The following is an 18,150-nucleotide window of genomic DNA, read 5'->3' as shown; positions in this document are numbered from 1 at the left end:
TTAGGAAGAACTAAGCCATCGCACCATTCATCATTTCAGGAGGAGAAAAATCTAAGCTAATCTGAATTTTATTCGCTTCTGATTGTCTCCCTGGTATCGGTGTGGGTGCTTCTTGACGATGGGATTGGGGTGTTTTATGATCTAATAAATTCTGAACATCGGGAGGAATCGTCACATCAGGAACACTTTGTTGAGACAACCACGCAATACCCCCCATAGAGCTTGCCAAAATAGCCACATAACCCAAATATAAATGCACTGAATTCAGATAAAATTCTGAATCTATATCCACTTTAGAACCATATTGTCCAACCTGTCCGTTAAATTCCAAACAAGGAAAAGATGCGGCCATTTGTCCTCCTTCTAATCCTAAAGCATTCGCCGCTCGACAAATAAACCCTCGAATATAAATATCTTCCGGTAAACGCTCAATTTCTCCCTGTTCCAAAGCTTCTAAATGATGAAGCGGAACTAAAGTAAAATAGTGGAGTTGTTGTAAACTCAGATGATAAGATTCTCTGGCTTTTCGCAATTCTTCCCCAATTTCTCGTAAATAAATTTTTTGCTTTTGATGAATTTGCTGATTAATTTCAGCTTGATTCAAACGTTGATGTTTCGGTTTCGCTAGGGGGGTATGATTCGATGCAGTCGAGACTTGTTCGTGAGGCTTTGAAGCAGAAATAGGTTGAGATTCAGAAGTTGTCGTTGGGGTTTGATCTCCCGCAATAAACCCTAGGGGAGAAACAACAGATATTTGAACTTCTGGAGAGGAAGATTCCGTTTTTTGAGGAATATCTTTGATGGCTGGAGTCGGGAAAGAGTCTGAGGGAATAGCCGTTACAGAAATAGAATCATGAGGGGATGAAGATTCTGTTGTACAAATAATTGCGGTTTGTTGCCTAGCAATTTGTTTTAAAGCTTGTTGAATGGCTTCTCGTCCCACCGCTTTAATCACAATTTCGGCTTTACTTGCCGCTTGTCCTAACATTTTTTGTAAGCTTTTTAGGGCAATATTATAAACTTCACTACAATATAATTCTGCTTCAATTTGACGCACAAGAGAGCGTAAACTTTCAGGAGACACCTCTGTTGTTGTCGGTGCTGTCACACCAAAACCTGTTACCGGATTCAGTTCCATAATTTCTACCCCGCCTCAGTACCACCTATCTGAGTCCTTTCTTCTATCGTTTGATTCTGATTCCGGATGCGGACATCTGAACAAGTACGGAGAATATCAATCTGTAGATCGGGTTGAATCTGCAATGTTTCTTTACCAAAATTTCATAAAAGTTCTGGTTAAATGAAGATTTTGTAAAAAAAAACCCTCCTAGGTAACAAATCCTCCGTATTTATGTATAAAATTTTATATATAGACAGGAAATCCACAGATTTCCTGAATCCTCGATTAAATCACGATGGAACCCCCCTTAGAGCGAATTCGCCTGTCCTTAACAGCTAAGGAACAACTGACAAAACTCAAACGAGTTACCAAAATAGAGAATTGGAATATCCTGTGCCGTTGGGCTTTGTGTCGTTCTCTAGCGGAGCTAACAATCCCTTCCCCCGTTCCCATCCCCTCAGATAGTAACGTTGAAATGACGTGGCAAGTCTTTGGCGGGGAGATGTGTGATTTGTTACTCCTAGCCCTAAAGCAACGTTGCCATAATGACCATTTAGCAACCGATCAAGAAACCCTCGCCACCCAGTTTCGCCTCCACCTGCATCGAGGAATTGGTTACTTAGCAGGTGATGCCAATCTCCAACAGATTGAAGATTTAATTACCCTCACCGACACCCAAACCCATTGATTTGTTGCCTTAGCTATGTTCGTCGCAGTCAGACGCGATGGCTATTAAGTAATCACGGGTGACGATAACAGTCTCCCTAGTGCCTTTCTCTTCCTTCCCCCTGTGAAGTAACCATTCAGGCCCCTAGATTTCCTAGGGGGATCTCACAGATGTCCAAAATTGTTAAACTAGAAACTAGAGGAGAATCCCCGTGACAACACTGAATACCGAATTTGGCTCGGTAAATACTATGGTTATCGGTTCTAATCGCAGATATCATAATGTGATGGAAGACTTAGTAACTGAGGAAGTCAAGCGTCAACTCGCTTCCCTCTCCCCCCGACTCTCCCAATACATTAAGCGGGTTGAAGTTGAAACTTATGCCCTCAACCGTTTACCCCCCCTTTACGCTTCCAGTAAAGAAGGTTGGATACAACAACTCAAACGGGGACGTGATGAATTTTATACTCCGATCAAAACCGCAGTCCGACAAGCGATAGCCGCTGTGCAACGGGACTTACTCCGACACTCAACGCCCTTATCTCCAGAAGAAGCCGCCCAAGTGAATCAGGAACTCCAAAAACAAGAAGCTCCACAACAAACTGTACCCCGGCATTCCTATGAGCCCGATGAGATGCCCCTATCTAAGCTGGATCAGAAAGTCGCGCAGCGTCACCGTTCTTATGCGGATAATTACTCGCGCAAAGACGCTTCCATTCGAGATGGATGGATGGGGTGAAGTCCGCTATCTTCCCCCCTTCTGCTGATCTTTTCTAACGATTCGGAGGACGTCGCCGACGGAGGAAGTCAGGAATATCCAATCCGGGTTGGGGGGGGTTAGTTGGGGTTGGGGGTTGGTTGGGGTTGGTTGGAGCCGAAATTACCGGAATATTGCCCATAGGTACATTCACGGAGCGGTTGACGGGAATACCCTGTTTATTGTCTCCAGAGAAGCCAGTGGCAATTACTGTAATTTTTACTTCTCCCTGCATCCGTTCATCAATCACAGCCCCAAAGATAATATTGGCGTTGGGATCAACGACTTCATAGATGGTTTCGGCTGCTGCATTCACCTCATGTAAAGTTAAATCCGTACCGCCAGTAATATTAAACACCACCCCTTTGGCTCCATCAATGGAGGATTCTAATAAGGGAGAGGCGATGGCAGCAACGGCGGCTTCTCGGGCGCGGGATTTCCCCGAACCAATGCCAATCCCCAATAATGCCGACCCGGCATCGGCCATTACCGCCCGAACATCGGCAAAATCCACGTTAACTAATCCCGGAATCGTAATAATATCCGAGATTCCCTGTACCCCTTGGCGTAACACATCATCCGCATAACGAAAGGCTTCCTGTACGGGCATTTGTTCGTTAATCACTTCTAATAACTTATTATTCGGAATCACAATTAACGTATCAACACAGGATTGTAATGCCGCGATTCCTTCATCTGCTTGAGAATTGCGCCGTTTGCCTTCAAACATAAACGGACGAGTCACCACCCCAACGGTTAAAGCCCCGAGCTCTTTTGCGATTTCCGCAACCACCGGAGCGCCTCCGGTTCCAGTTCCGCCCCCTAACCCGGCGGTAATAAAGACCAAATCAGCCCCTTCTAAAGCTTGGCAAATTTCATCGCGTGACTCTTCCGCCGCTTTTTGACCAATGGCGGGGTTTCCACCTGCCCCTAACCCTCTGGTTAATTTCTGACCAACTTGTAGACGTTTTTGGGCTTTCGATACGATTAAAGCTTGAGCATCGGTATTCACTGACCAAAACTCAACACCTGTTACCTGGCTCTCAATCATTCGGTTAACTGCGTTACCGCCACTGCCACCAACACCAATCACCTTGATCCTTGCAGCATTGCTCGGAATAATATCGCCACTCCAAGAGTCTTCACGGGGCATATCTTTAGAATCGTTATTAGGGTTAACTATTATTTGTTCATTTCTACGGAATGGATTAGCTGAATCGGCTGTCAACCAGGGATTCGCTTTTCCTTCAGCATCAGAATTGCCTTGGGTAGACCCCAGATTATTCTTAACTGTCATTTTAATAGGGGGAGTAGATGAATAACGGTTCTATTACTTTAAACCAAAGAAACACAAATACTATAGGGTAAGTTGGTCGAGAAACCAAGTCTTTTGGGACAGTTATTGATTACACCGGAAGCCGTCTGTTAGTTAGACGTAGACTCTTCCTCGGAGGAGGTACGTTTGGCGGTAGTTTCCGGTCGCATCTGTACCAGAGGTTGGCTGGGATTTTTCAGATCAAAATACATGATCTGGCTGATATCTAATTGTTGAGGGACATTTCTCATCCGATCAATTACCCTTAACTGTTCCGGGAATTTAGAACTATAGGGGCCAAGATGAACAGTACCCATTTCAGTCTGAAGAATCAGATTACTCGGATCTTCCCAATTGATTACCAAGATTTTTATCGGACTGCGACTAATGGCTTGATAAACTTGGGGCCAGTAAGCATGATATTGACTCACATTTCCAATCACTTTCAGGGTAGGTAATTGTTTCGTTTTTTCTAATTCGGTATAGTTCTCTAAAGGCATCCAATCCCCTGTGGCATCTAACCAGCCAATTTGGTCATTTCCCCCAGTCTGGGAAGTTTTTGAGGGGGGATAAGCCACAGCAATCGGTTGTCGCTCTTGAATATTAATTGTTAAACTAGGTGGAAATAACTGGCGAGTGACATGAGCAGAAGCAATTTGACCTCGTGATTCTAAAGTTTTTTCTAAGACCTGGGGTTGAATTTTCCACAGAGATTGAGGATAGGACAGGGGTAATAAAGAACGAACAGCTTGATCCGATAACAGTTGATTACCTTCAACTTTCAATTGTTCCGGTTGGCGAATCAACCAGATCGGTTGATTAATCAGCCAAAATAAACCCCCCGCCAAGCTACTGACAACCATCGCTTGGTATAACACTTGTACTAATTTTAAGCGCCGTTGACGTCGTAACTGCTGGCGGCGACGTCCTAACTCATTCGTTGAAACAGATCCCAGATTGGTCATTGCTGATTGCCCATAGGCCAGAAGTTGAGTTTTTGATTCTAGGTCATTGATGGTTTCGCAGACAATCTAACATATCCACTGTTGCTTTGCCTGTAATCAGTTGAGAGTTAAGGCGGGTTGATCTTGGGGACAAATTTCCGTATCAATTCAATGATATTGTATTTTTAATCGTAAACATTTGCGTATTTCTACACAGAAAATTCAGATAAACTTTTTTATATCTATGTGTTCCCTCTCCCCCCCTATCCCTGATCCCCCTCATCCTGAAACACCGATGATATCGCTAAACTAATATAGAAGTTATCCGTTAAATTGATATAGAGGTCAAGAGTCTAATTGTGATCGAGCTTGATTTAAGCAGATTTTATAAAGCCTGTAATCCCAGTAAGACCATCGACATGGCGAACCCCGAAGATCGAAAATATTATATCGATTTTTCATCCATTCGGGGTAGCGATATTATTCGAGAACTGAGCCGAACGATTACCCTACTCTCCCATGATGAACCCACCTGTCAATTATTTAGTGGTCATATTGGATGTGGGAAATCTACAGAATTGTTTCGTCTTAAGGATTTGTTAGAGCGCCAGGGATATCATGTCGTTTATTTTGAATCCTCTCAAAATCTCGATATGGCGGATGTGGATATCAGCGATGTTTTATTAATGATTGCTCGTCAGGTGAGTGATAGTTTGGAAGGGGAACAAATTCGTCTCAAACCTGGATATTTTGCCAATTTATTTACAGAAATTTCGGAGTTAATGCAAACACCGATTCAACTTTCTGCGGAGGCTGAATTATCCGTTGGAATTGCTAAAATTACAGCAAAAACGAAAGATTCCCCTAAATTACGCTCACAGTTACGGCAATATTTAGAACCCCGTACCAGTAGTATCCTAGATGCGATTAATGATGAACTTTTAGAAAAAGCTAATATAGCTTTACAGGCGAAAGGAAAAAAAGGAATTGTCGTCATCGTTGATAATTTAGATCGGATTGATAACTCTCCTAAACCTTGGGGAAGAACTCAACCGGAATATCTGTTTGTTGATCGGGGTGAACAACTCAAACGCTTGAATTGTCATGTTGTTTTTACCATTCCTTTGACTTTAATGTTTTCTAATGACTATGATCGACTCTCTAGTCGGTTTGGGGTCAAACCTAAAGTATTACCGATGGTTCCTGTCCGTCTGCGGGATGGTACAAATCACCCCGGTGGAATGATTAAATTACAACAAATGGTTTTAGCGCGAGCATTTCCTGATCTTCCACCGGAAGATCGTTTATCTCGAATTTCTGTTTTATTTGATAGTCCTAAAACTTTGGAGCGTTTGTGTTCAATTAGTGGGGGTCATATTCGACGTTTATTGATGTTGATGTACAGTTGTTTACAACAAGAAGATCCCCCTTTCACCCGTTCCTGTTTAGAGCAGGTGATTCAAGAATATCGAGATGATCTTTTAGGAGCAATTAACCCTGAAGAATGGGAATTATTGTTAAGGGTGGTAAAAACTCAAAAAGTGACCGGAGAAGATGAATGTCAAACTTTACTGCGAAGTATGTTTGTTTTTGAATATCGGGATCAAGATGGTCGTTGGTTTGGAATTAATCCCGCTTTAACAGAAAGCAATAATTAACAATTAAACCGTAGGGGCGGGTTCCGAGACCCGCTTTAATGATTAGTAATTATCTCCCTAAACCCGCCCTCTATTCTGAGGCGATCGCATTTTAGAGGGGCGGGTTTAGTCAGATTATTGCTCAGAATTGAAGATAATTACAGAACCCGCCCCTACATTTTGTTGTTGAAAAAAATCAACAATTAAACCGTAGGGGCGGGTTCCGAGACAATCTTTAATTATCAGTAATTATCTCCCTGAACCCGCCCTCTCTATTCTTAGGCGATCGCATTTAAGATGGGCGGGTTTAGTTAGATTATTGCTCAGAATTGAAGATAATTACAGAACCCGCCCCTACATTTTGTTGTTGAAAAAAATCAACAATTAAACCGTAGGGGCGGGTTCCGAGACCAGCTTTAATGATTAGTAATTATCTCCCTAAACCCGCCCCTACAAAGTGAGAAGGAGTACAACTCCCGACAGAATTGAGGATTGAGTGTTGATATAGTATATTTACCTTCAGTGTGCAATCTACATAATGGATAGACTATTTGATCCCCAAACCGTAGCCTCCGTAAATCAAAGAGGTTTAAAGCGATTAGTTCGTTCCGTTTCCTTGTCTCAAGGACAATTTTCCTTGGTATTAGTTCGATGCAATTCCAGTCAACTCAGACAACAAGTTGTTCACGCTGTACAAGTTGATTCTGACATTCCCATTGACCCTCTAATTCTATCTCCCCATACCCCAACGCTGTATACAATATTATCAGAATACGTTAAAACAACTTCTCCCTCAGCAGTGATGATTTTAGGTTTAGAAACCGTTGAAAATCTCGATACACTTCTCAGTTCTACCAATCAAGTTCGGGATGAATTTCGCCAACAATTTGATTTTCCGATAATTTTATGGATTACTGATCATATAGCCACACAATTAATTCGTTTAGCACCCGACTTTAAAAGTTGGGCTGCGGCTACCATTAAATTTGAATTAGCAACGGGTGAATTATTAGATTATTTAAAATTACAAGCTAATACCCTATTTACCCTTGCAGAACTAAAAATTAAAGATGGGGAACCCGAAACTCAACAGGGGTTTAAATCTTCAGTCTCTCCTAGTTTCAAGAGTGATTTTGCTATGGGTTCTAGTCGCAGGCGAGAACTGGAACTGCATTGGCAAGATTTACTCAATCGAGGTTATGAGTTAGACTCAGATTTAGAAGCTTGTCGTCAGTTTATTTTCGGTCAAGATTGTGATGGGAATGACCAAAGCGAAAGTGCTCGCCAACATTATCAACAAAGTTTAGCTTTTCTGCAACAAGTCGGTCTTCAGAAACAAGCGGGGTGCTTCAGCATCAACCGTCAAGGAATTGTTCTGTTTCATATTGCTTTAACCTATTGTATTCAAGCTACTCGAAATCCGGCGATCGCAAATACTTTATTAGAAGAAGCCAGAACCTATTTTGAGCAGAGTCAGCAAATTTTTCAACAAGCTGGACGACCTGATTTAGTAGCCGGAGTTCTCTCCCATTTGGGTGAAGTTTTCCAACGCTTACAATTATGGGAACTCTTACAAAAATTAGCCCTCTCTGGGTTAAAAATGCACCTGATTTATGGAACCCCTAGCCAATTGGCTCAAGACTATGGGTTTCTGGCGGAGGTCGCGTTACGAAGGTCAGAATGGAATCGCGCTCTGGCTTTAGCACAATTGGCTTTAACAATTTTACCCGATTTAAAACGAACAACCAGTCGAGGACAATGTTTATTATTATTAGCACGCTGTTATCAACATCAGGGAGAATGGCAACAGGCGAAACAGCAATTAGAATTGGCTCTTTCTCAAATAGAACCTGAATATAATCCGCATTTGTATTTGGATATTTTGGCAGAATTACGCCAAATTTACTATCAACAAGGTCAATATCGTCAAGCCTTTAGAACCAAGAAAAAACAACGAGAGATCGAACATCAATATGGGTTTCGAGCATTTATTGGAGCGGCGCAACTCCAACCTCCTAAACAAGCAATTAATCCCGACCGTAACCCAAGCCAAAATATCGTCACCATTGCGGAAGAAATGATGGCATCTTGTCGGAAACAGGATATTCAGAATTTGCTGCATCGATTAAGTCGCAATGATCACAAATTGATTATTATTCATGGGCGTTCTGGCGTAGGCAAAAGTTCGTTAGTGAATGCGGGTTTAGTTCCGGCGTTGAAGAATACGGCGATTAGTGCCAGAGATTGTTTACCCGTTGTAATTCAAAGTTATACGGACTGGGCTAGGGAATTAGAACGGAATTTAAAACAGGAAATCGTAAGAACAGTCAACCGTCAACCGTCATCCCTCACCGAAATTCAACCCTGTAGTTCTCCCAGAGAAACAGATAATTTTATTCTCAATTTTTCTTCCTTTATGTTAAAACAACTTGATCAAAATGCAGAACGAAATTTACTAACTGTTTTGATTTTTGATCAATTTGAAGAATTTTTCTTTGTCTCTCAAACTCAAGAACAAAGAAGAATATTCTATGATTTCTTGAAAATTTGTTTAAATTTACCCTTTGTAAAAATAATTTTTTCTATGAGGGAAGATTATTTACATCATCTCTTAGAATGGGATCGTTTATTGAATTTAGAAGCTATTAATAATAACATTTTGGATAAAAAAATCCGCTATCATTTGCGAGATTTTTCCTTAAAAGAAGCAAAAACGGTAATTGAACGCTTAACGCAACGGGCTAAATTAAAATTAGAACCCGCTTTAATTAATACCTTAGTGACAGATTTAGCCGATGAACATCAGGAAGTGCGACCGATAGAATTACAAGTCGTAGGTGCTCAACTTCAGGAAGAAGGAGAATATGGAATTACCACCTTAGCGACTTATCAACAATTAGGAATTAACCCCAAAGCTGAATTAATTAAACATTCCATTGAGCAGGTAATTCAAGACTGTGGGCCAGAAAATGAAGACAGTGCTTGGGAAGTTTTATTTGCCCTAACGGATGAAAAATTTACTCGTCCGATTAAAACAAAAGCCGAATTAATTATAGTAATTAGAAGGGAACAGGGAACAGGGAACAGGGAACAGGGAATAAATAGTAATCAGGGAATTGTCAACAGTCAACAGTCAACAGTCAGTAGAGACGTTGCATACAACGTCTCTACACAGTCAACAGTAAATATCCTAGAGAGGGAGGAGCCGGAAGCGTTTATTGATGTGATCTTAGAATCAGGTTTGCTATTAAGGAGACGGGAGGAACCTGAAGATCGATATCAACTGTTACATGATTATTTAGTATTACCCATTCGCCAACGATATGCAATACAAGAAAAACAGCATCAGCAAGAGATTCAGCAACGGTTACATCAAGCTCAAACCGAAAAATGGAAAGCAGAAGAAGCCTTAGAAAAAATGAGTCGAGAGCAACTGTTACAACGAAATCGACGCTTACAACAATGGTTAGGAGTATCGATAGTTGTTGCTCTATTATTAGGTTTTACAACAAAAGTAGCCACGGATCAAAAATGGCGGGCGGATCAACAAAAGCAACTGGCTGATTTAGCCACTTTAACTGCTTCTTCTGATGCCTTATTTTTCTCACAATATAAATTCGATGCTTTAATGGAAAGTTTAAGGGCGGCTCGACAATTTCAACACTTAAAAGCGACAACTTCCCTGAGTCCCGAATTGAAAACCATGGAAACGCGGATCGCAGCCACATTGCAACAGTCGGTATATGGAATTGGAGAACAAAACCGTTTAGAAGGACATCAGGATGTGGTCTGGGATGTCTCTTTTAGTCCCGATGGAAATTACATCGCTTCTGGAAGTGTCGATAAAACCGTGAAATTGTGGACACCCGATGGTCAACTGCTGCGGACGTTAGTGGGTCATACCGGAAATGTTACCGACATTAGTTTCAGTCCCGATAGTCAATTATTGGCCTCCGCATCCCAAGATGGGACGATTAAACTCTGGCCTGTAGAAGCCTTATCTGCAAACTCGGTGTCCATAACGCCTCTCACGCTTTCAGGCCATCGGAAAACCGTTTCCTCTGTCACCTTTTCACCGGATGGCCGTTTGATCGCTTCGGTGTCTGAAGATCATCGACTAAAATTATGGAGTCGAGGGGGTAAATTATTACGAACTCTCTATCTGACTAGGAAGGCTTTAACGTCCGTGGCTTTTAGTCCCGATGGTCAAGTTTTGGCGATCGCAATTGCGGATGGGACAGTAAAATTAATTCAATTAGATGGAACAGTGCTCCACAGCTTAGATCATACCCGTGACCCCGATCAAACCGTCTATAAGGTGAGTTTTTCTCCGAATGGTAAACTGATTGCAACGGTAGGAGCAGATCAAACGCTGAAACTGTGGACTCGTCGAGGTCAACTCTTAAAAACCTTAAAGGGAGATAGCTCTAGAGTGTATGGGGTCAGTTTTTCTCCCGATAGCCAATTATTAGCCACTTCTACTGACGATAAGAATATTTATTTATGGACGGTGGAAGGAACATTATTAAAACAATGGCAAGGACATGGGGATAAAGTCACGAATGTTCAATTTTCCCCCGATGGCAAGATTTTAGCTTCTTCCAGCTATGACAAAGCGGTGAAACTGTGGAGTTTAGATCGAATTCCTCTAAAAACCCTAACCAGCCATCAACATCGCGTTTTAGGGGTGAGTTTTAGCCCCAATGGGGAGATGTTTGCCTCCGCGAGTCAGGATAAGACGGTGAAATTGTGGAGCCGTACAGGAGCCTTACTGACGACGTTAACGGGGCATCAAGATCGGGTGACGACGGTGAGTTTTAGTCCTGATGGGGAACTTTTAGCGACGGCGGGCTATGACCGCACGGTGAAATTGTGGAAACTCAGGGCTGACTCAGAAAATCAACAACAACGTCAGGGTGCTTTGTTTAAATGGCTCTATCGGGGTTTCCCTGGGTCTGTTTCTAATGGAAAAGCACCCTTACCCCTTCAGAAAAAACGGGTTTCCGTTGAGTCTATTCAACTGTTTAAGAGTTGGATGGCTCATGATAATAGCATTATGAGTATTAATTTTAGTCCTGATGGAGAACAAATTGCGACGGCCAGTAAGGATAAAACCGTTAAATTGTGGAGCCGAAAGGGTGAATTATTACACACTTTAATCGGACATCATTCTTGGGTTAATAGTGTTGTGTTTAGTCCGAATGGTCAAGTTATTGTCACCTCTAGTGATGACGGGATGATTAAACTCTGGGATCATCAGGGAAAATTATTAAAAACCATTCCGGCTGATCAGGGTTATGTTCTCAGTGTCCGTTTTAGCCCGGATGGTCAAGTGATCGCTTCCGCCGGATATGATAACACGGTTAAATTGTGGGATAGCGAGGGGAATTATCTCAAAACACTGTTAAAGGGATCGAGTGATAGTGTTACCAGTGTGGCGTTTAGTCCTGACAGTCAGTTAATTGCTTCGGCCAGTTACGATAGCACGGTTAAACTCTGGAGTTGTCACGATGGCACATTACTAAAAACCTTAGTCGGACATCAAGATAGCATCATGGGGATTAGTTTCAGTCCCGATGGTCAGGTTTTGGTTTCCGCAAGTCGGGATAAAACCTTAATTATGTGGAATCTCGATTTGGATAACCTGATTGATCGTGCTTGTGATTGGGTTCACAATTATCTACGAACAAATCCTAAAGTTGGCAATAGCGATCGCCACCTTTGTCATCTGTAACATCTACCCTTGCATCTACAGAAGCAAGGAAAACAATAGGAAAGCAAAGAAAAGCAGGGCAGATTCCAAAAATACTTGAAATTCTAATTTGTTAGTCATGATTTCAACTCCTGATGCGTGGAACAGGCATCTTGCCTGTGGCGTTTTTTATCCCTAGACTTTGACAGGAACGTTTCGCACTTACTCTTATATTTTATCTATTTTTTTGGGGTCTGAACCTTAAATTTTTCCAGGGTTAACCATTTCCTGATTAGTTTTTTTAATCCGTATCAAGCACTGGTTTCCAAAACAGGCATAGAGGCGTGATGAAGATGATACATGGGTTCCCAGTTCAGAATATCGTGTAATAAGGCTTGATAGCCTCTGACGTTGGGATGAAGACCATCGGTGCTTAAGTGTAACTGTCTCCAATGTTCCCCTCGTCTTAACCACAGATCAAAAATATCCAGATAGGGAATCTGACGTTGTTCACAAGCTAACTTTGTGGCTTGTTTGTAACGATATTGATCAGCGTGATTATAATAAAAACAGTCGAGAAATGGCATCTTACTTTCATCTACAGGTACCATTCCTATAAATAAAACCGGACACAAGCTTCCCGCCAAATCTAACAAATGATTGAGTTGGGTGTGGAATTGTTCAAATTCTGTAAAACCCCGTCCATTTGCTCGTCCTAACCGGGGAGAATCATTAACTCCAACGGAAAGAATCATTAATTCCGGCTGACGATTTCGTAATTCTCCTCGGCGCAGCCATTCTTTTTCCACTCGTTGGGAAACCTGAGCCACACCATTTCCTCGCACTCCTAGATTATAAAGGGCATGACCTGTATAACCTGGAGACATCCACTGACGACGTAAACGTTCTACCCAGCCACCACCAACAGGATCACCAAATCCATAAATTAGACTATCTCCGAGGGCAACAATTCTCATCGGAAGATGATGATCATGATGCCCAGGAAAATGGGATAAAGATTGAGCAGAAAGGGTTCGCATACAAGCATTCTTTTGAGGTCACATTTAAACCGAGCAGTGTAAAATTCACAACAATAAAATCGTCGCTTCTCAATTGTGTTTTGATTAGCATCTGGTCATTTAAAGTTGCTACTTTTACCATGAATTTAGTCTAACCTCGCGCCTGTAAAAAAAAGGTTACTGATGAACTTTTAAGATAAGAATTTTTAATGATTGCTTCTGTGCCTATTCAATCAAGTCTTGAGCAAAATTAGAGAAAGAATATTAATGTATTAATGCTTACATTTGGGTTTTCAGAATTGATTGGGGAGAGGGTACGAGATTTTGCACCCTTTCCCCAATTTTCTTAGCTTCTGGCTTTTAACCAATTCGCAATGGTCGGGGGTAAATCCCGTTGAACTTTGCCACTGACATACATTCCAATATGCCCAACGGGAAAGCCTTGTACGGTATAATCTTTACTTCCGACATACTGTTTTAAGGCTAAAGAAGATGAAGGATCAACTAAATGATCTTTCTCAGCATACAGGTTTAAAACAGGCATTTTTACCTCTTTTAAATTGACCTGTTGTTCACCAATTACGACTTCACCTTTAATTAATTTATTGCCTTGGTAGAAATCTTTAAGAAACTGTCGATAGGTTTCCCCAGCTTGGTCTGGACTATCAAAAATCCATTTTTCCATCCGCATAAAATTGAGCAATTTTTCTTCACTGCTCATAATATCCGGTAAATCCAAATATTTTTGATATCCCAATTGTAAGGGTTTGAGCATCAAGAATTCAAGATTGAGGAAATCCCCTGGAACATTCCCCATCGCATCAATCATTAAATCCACATCCAAAGCATCGGAGCCTAGAGTACAACCTCCCCGCATATTTAGCAGGGTATTTTTCATCTTAAAATCAACCGGAGTCACCATCACAATTAAGTTCTTCACCTTCTCCGGGTGCATAGAACTATAACAGAGACTAAAAGTTCCTCCTTGACAAATTCCTAACAGATTAATTTTGTCTAATTGATGGGTTTTGGCAATAAAATCTACACAGGTATCGAGATAACCATTTAAGTAGTCATCTAAGGTTAACCAACGATCCGCGCGAGTCGGATATCCCCAATCCAGTAAATAAACATCTAACCCCAATTTTAACAAATTGGCAACCAAAGATCGATTTTCCTGTAAGTCAACCATAAACGGACGGTTAACTAAAGCATAAACAATTAAAACCGGAATGGCAAAGGGTTTTTCGACTTGGGATTTAAAGTGATATAAAATCACTTTATCTTCCTTATAAACTACTTCCTTGGTAGAAAATCCCACTTCAATATCTTCTTCGCGTAAACGGCTTAAGTTTTCCATGCCTTTTACGAGTTTTTGCGTTAATTCCACATATTCGTGGGTCGTATCTTCTAAGCTTAATTGAGTTAGAAAAGGTAACATAATTGTGGAACAGGCATCTTGCCTGTTAATTAGGATGTGTAAAACAGACATTTTGCCTGTTAAGAAAATAAACAATTTCAGAAGTTTTAACAGTCAACCGTCAACTGTCAACCGTCAACCTCTTGTTCATATTTTGCTACAGTTTTTTTCAAGCGTTTAACTTCTTTCCGCAGTTCATAGATAGTTTTGTGAATTTCATCAACTTCGCTACGAGATGGCATATTCATCGCTTTCATCCAAGATTCCATTAATTCTTGTTGTTGAATGCGATAGGCATTTAAAGCATTGAGAAAATCCCCATGAACTTTGAGATTTTCTTCTGACATAAATGTCTTCTCAAAAATATCATCAGAAACGATACTCCAGAGGTCTTGAAATTTCCGCCAGTCGGTAACAGGTTCACCTTTTTCGGCTAACTCAACTAATTTTTGAATTAAGGCTTCAAAGGATTTAACTTGAATATCAGATAATAAAATTTGATAATTGTTACTGGCGCGATAAAGATTTGTCCATTGATCAAATCCTTTCAGGATTTTATTATTAAACTCTCGTGTTACTCCTAGAGTCGGACTTTGCAAGAAATTCCCAAAGGTGGGTTGATAGAACATCTCCCAATAGAGGTTATTCAGTTCGATCCAAGGCTGACTATTTCCTGTCCAAGTTTGGTTTAATGGGCCCAGGGAAGACTCCATATAAGCCGTCCAAACTTGATTAAATTTTTGGATTTGTTGAGAATATAATTGCCAAAGTTGAGTTGTATCTTGATTAATTTTTTGATTTCCTTGGGAAAAATCATCTAATTGTTTGCGAATTTGTGTGGTATAATTGGTTAAGGTTTTTTGCCAATCATCCCCCGCTTGAACTTTCGGTAAAATATCTTGCCAAGCTTCAAAAGACAGTTTCAGAAAACGCATTAATAATTGTTGATTTTGCGTAAACCGTTCTGTTAAAGCGGTCATATCGGGTTGAGTTTCAGCATTTCCGTTAGCTGTTGCTACGCCCATTTGATTAAACCAGGTTTTCCAAATTTGAGTTCCTGCATCTGTCCAAGCATTCACCCAATTTCCGGTTAAATCATTCCAAGTTGCTGTTTCTTTATCCATCTTTTTCACCATGAATTCAATAGTTGAATTAGAACTTCAGAAGGCAAGAGGAAAGAGGCAAGAGATACTTATTAACTATTAACTATTTTTTCTTCTTAACTATTGCCTATTGCCTCTTCCTGTAATACTACTTAAGTATGATGGGCGCCATTGACTCGCAGAACTTCTCCAGTGACATAACTACTAGCAACGGGAGAGAGTAGAAAAGCACAAGCCCAAGCAATATCTTCGGGTTCTCCAAAGCGACGGAAGGGGATTTCTGCAATAATTTTTTCTTTGATATTATCGGCGATCACCTTGGTCATTTCTGTATTAATAAATCCCGGAGCGATCGCATTTGCCCGTACATTATAACGCGCCGCTTCTCTCGCTAAAGATTTGACTAAACCAATCACAGCAGCTTTGGTTGCAGCATAGTTGGTTTGACCTGCATTGCCGCGATCGCCCGAAATCGAACTAATGGCAACAATTGACCCGGCTTTTTGTTCATACATTCCACCAACAAAGGGTTTAATCGTATTCACAACCCCTTTTAAATTAACATTAATCACCGCATCCCAATCAGCCGGGGATAATTTAGCAAAAAAGTTATCGCGGGTAATTCCAGCGTTTGCAACTACACCATAAACCGGCCCTAATTTTTCGGCAATTTCTTTGCCAACCGCTTCCATTTCCTCTAAATTAGTAACATCGGCTTTAGCGGCAAAAGCAGCCGGATGATTATCGGGAATATTGATATCTACAAAGGCAACTTTTGCGCCTAATTCTGTTAATAAAGAGACGATGGTTGCTCCAATTCCTCGACCCCCTCCGGTAACAAAAATGACTTTATCTTCTAAACCTAAAGAAATCATAATTTCAACTCCTATTCAAGTTATTGGTCTGAATGGTTAATGCTGTTAAACTCGCTCAATAGCTAAAGCTGTTCCGCCTCCAGTTCCATGACATAAGGCAGCTAATCCTAGGGTTTTATCCTGCTCTTTTAAGGCATTCAGCAAGGTGACAACAATTCGAGCTCCTGATGCGCCAATGGGGTGTCCAAGGGCGATCGCACCCCCATTCACATTCATTTTGTCAAAAGGAACGCCTAACATTTGATTGAATAAGCAACTACTGAGGGCAAAAGCTTCATTATTTTCAACTAAATCAAAATCAGTAATCGTCATATTCAATTTAGTCAGAAGTTTCTGAGTTGCTAATACTGGAAACTCAGTAAATCGCCAGGTTTCACCTCCAGCCCAAGTTCCTGAAATTAATTTAGCTAAGGGTGTTAAACCGTATTTTTCCACCGCTTCAGCACTGGCTAAAATTACAGATGCCGCCCCATCGGAAAGTTGACTACTATTTCCGGCCGTTAATATCCCCTCTTTACTAAAAGCCGGACGCAATTTAGCTAAACTTTCTAATGTAGTTTCTGAGCGAATTCCCTCATCTTGATCAATAATTTGTGTGCCTTTTTTACTAACAATTTCCATCGGGGCAATTTCCGCTTTAAAGGTTCCCCGTTGAGTGGCTTCTGTGGCGCGTTTGTGGGAATAAAACGCCACTTCATCTAAATTTTGCCTTGTGAACCCATGTTTGGCGGCGACCCGTTCAGTTTCATCTCCCATTCCCTCTCCGGTCGTGGGGTCAGTTAACCCGTCATACACCAGAATATCGATTAACTGTTCGGGTGCGCCCATGAGAAATTTATATCCCCATCTCGCCCGTTGAGAGAGATAAAACCCGGTTTGAGACATCGATTCTATGCCCCCAGCTAAGACGAGATCGGCTTCCCCGGCGCGAATTGCGTTGGCTGCATTCATCATGCTGATCATCCCGGAAGAACAGACCATATCCACCGCGTAGCCATCAACATGGGCGGGAATTCCGGCTTTCAGGGCCGCTTGGCGAGGAATCAGTTGTCCGTGTCCGGCGCGGAGAACGTTTCCGAAAATGTAGAGGTCTAAGGCATCACTGGGAACTCCCCCCCGTTCGAGTGCGGCTTTCATAACATGGGCTCCGAGATCGGCGGGAGAAAAACTGGCTAAGGAACCACCAAAGCGACCGAGGGGCGTGCGAACTGCTGAAACGATATACACATCAAGCATTGATCTCTGCTTTTCTTGCTAAAACTTAGTGAACAATGATTCTTTTTTACCATGTTTGAGGAGTATAAATTCCTAAATAAAGTATTAAGAATTGAAGAAAAATAATTAAGAATTAAGAAGGGAATGTTAAGAATTGAAGATTAAAAATTAAGATTTGAAAAATTAAAGCAGACAAGAAGCAAGAAAGGTGTCAGGTTTCAGGTGTTAGGTGTCAGGGGTTTGTTGTGATGTAATTGATCGCATCAAATCCAAATATCAATTAATGCCCATAACTTCTGCACTTGACATCAGCCCCAAAATTTGTGTATGATTAATGTAATATAGTCGAAGTAAATAAGGGCAAACAATGGGACAACAACTAAAAC

Annotated in this window: 12 protein-coding genes; 4 read left to right on the top strand and 8 right to left on the bottom strand. The window is 41.3% G+C overall.

Annotated features, from left to right (window positions below):
• Positions 1–10: 10 nt before the first annotated feature.
• Positions 11–1,138 carry a helix-turn-helix domain-containing protein gene (locus PL8927_RS25865; protein ID WP_083626689.1) on the bottom strand — a complete coding sequence of 376 codons (1,128 nt, stop codon included), beginning with the start codon at positions 1,136–1,138 and terminating at the stop codon, positions 11–13.
• Positions 1,139–1,415: 277 nt separating this feature from the next.
• On the opposite strand from PL8927_RS25865, the gene dndE reads away from it, so the two are divergent.
• Both dndE and PL8927_RS25855 read left to right on the top strand, forming a co-directional pair.
• Positions 1,416–1,808: a DNA sulfur modification protein DndE gene (gene dndE, locus PL8927_RS25860; RefSeq protein ID WP_083626687.1), complete on the top strand. Its 393-nt coding sequence runs from the start codon at positions 1,416–1,418 to the stop codon at positions 1,806–1,808.
• Between the two features lie 190 nt (positions 1,809–1,998).
• The gene (locus PL8927_RS25855; protein ID WP_231506149.1) at positions 1,999–2,526 is read left to right on the top strand and encodes a late competence development ComFB family protein; all 528 of its coding nucleotides are present in this window, start codon (positions 1,999–2,001) and stop codon (positions 2,524–2,526) included.
• Between the two features lie 34 nt (positions 2,527–2,560).
• Here PL8927_RS25855 and ftsZ read toward each other — a convergent pair whose 3' ends face one another.
• Together ftsZ and PL8927_RS25845 are read right to left on the bottom strand one after the other, a co-directional pair.
• A complete protein-coding gene (gene ftsZ, locus PL8927_RS25850) occupies positions 2,561–3,841 on the bottom strand; it encodes a cell division protein FtsZ (RefSeq protein WP_083626685.1) in 1,281 nt (426 codons plus the stop codon).
• A 128-nt stretch (positions 3,842–3,969) separates the two neighbouring features.
• The gene (locus PL8927_RS25845) at positions 3,970–4,824 is read right to left on the bottom strand and encodes a cell division protein FtsQ/DivIB (protein WP_083626683.1); all 855 of its coding nucleotides are present in this window, start codon (positions 4,822–4,824) and stop codon (positions 3,970–3,972) included.
• Positions 4,825–5,162: 338 nt separating this feature from the next.
• Between PL8927_RS25845 and PL8927_RS25840 the strand changes: the two genes are divergently transcribed.
• Entirely contained in the window at positions 5,163–6,461 is a 1,299-nt protein-coding gene (locus PL8927_RS25840; protein ID WP_231506148.1) for an ATP-binding protein, read from the top strand.
• A gap of 517 nt (positions 6,462–6,978) precedes the next feature.
• Positions 6,979–12,174 carry a WD40 domain-containing protein gene (locus PL8927_RS25835; protein WP_083626678.1) on the top strand — a complete coding sequence of 1,732 codons (5,196 nt, stop codon included), beginning with the start codon at positions 6,979–6,981 and terminating at the stop codon, positions 12,172–12,174.
• Between the two features lie 269 nt (positions 12,175–12,443).
• Here PL8927_RS25835 and PL8927_RS25830 read toward each other — a convergent pair whose 3' ends face one another.
• The 5 genes from PL8927_RS25830 to phaA form a co-directional block, all read right to left on the bottom strand.
• Positions 12,444–13,172, bottom strand: a complete 729-nt coding sequence (locus PL8927_RS25830; RefSeq protein WP_083626675.1) for a GDSL-type esterase/lipase family protein — start codon at positions 13,170–13,172, stop codon at positions 12,444–12,446.
• A gap of 325 nt (positions 13,173–13,497) precedes the next feature.
• Complete coding sequence (phaC, locus tag PL8927_RS25825; protein WP_083626672.1) at positions 13,498–14,592, bottom strand: class III poly(R)-hydroxyalkanoic acid synthase subunit PhaC; 1,095 nt, start codon at positions 14,590–14,592, stop codon at positions 13,498–13,500.
• A 107-nt stretch (positions 14,593–14,699) separates the two neighbouring features.
• Positions 14,700–15,695 (bottom strand): class III poly(R)-hydroxyalkanoic acid synthase subunit PhaE, encoded by a 996-nt coding sequence (phaE, locus tag PL8927_RS25820; protein ID WP_083626670.1) that lies wholly within the window; start codon positions 15,693–15,695, stop codon positions 14,700–14,702.
• A 131-nt stretch (positions 15,696–15,826) separates the two neighbouring features.
• Complete coding sequence (gene phaB / locus PL8927_RS25815; protein ID WP_083626668.1) at positions 15,827–16,549, bottom strand: acetoacetyl-CoA reductase PhaB; 723 nt, start codon at positions 16,547–16,549, stop codon at positions 15,827–15,829.
• Positions 16,550–16,594: 45 nt separating this feature from the next.
• Positions 16,595–17,785: an acetyl-CoA acetyltransferase PhaA gene (gene phaA / locus PL8927_RS25810; protein ID WP_083626666.1), complete on the bottom strand. Its 1,191-nt coding sequence runs from the start codon at positions 17,783–17,785 to the stop codon at positions 16,595–16,597.
• Between the last annotated feature and the right edge of the window lie 365 nt (positions 17,786–18,150).

Origin of the sequence: Planktothrix serta PCC 8927, assembly GCF_900010725.2 — a bacterium.
Classification (GTDB): domain Bacteria; phylum Cyanobacteriota; class Cyanobacteriia; order Cyanobacteriales; family Microcoleaceae; genus Planktothrix; species Planktothrix serta.
Note: the sequence above shows the minus strand (reverse complement) of the source record. Positions and strands in the feature narration are given on the sequence as shown.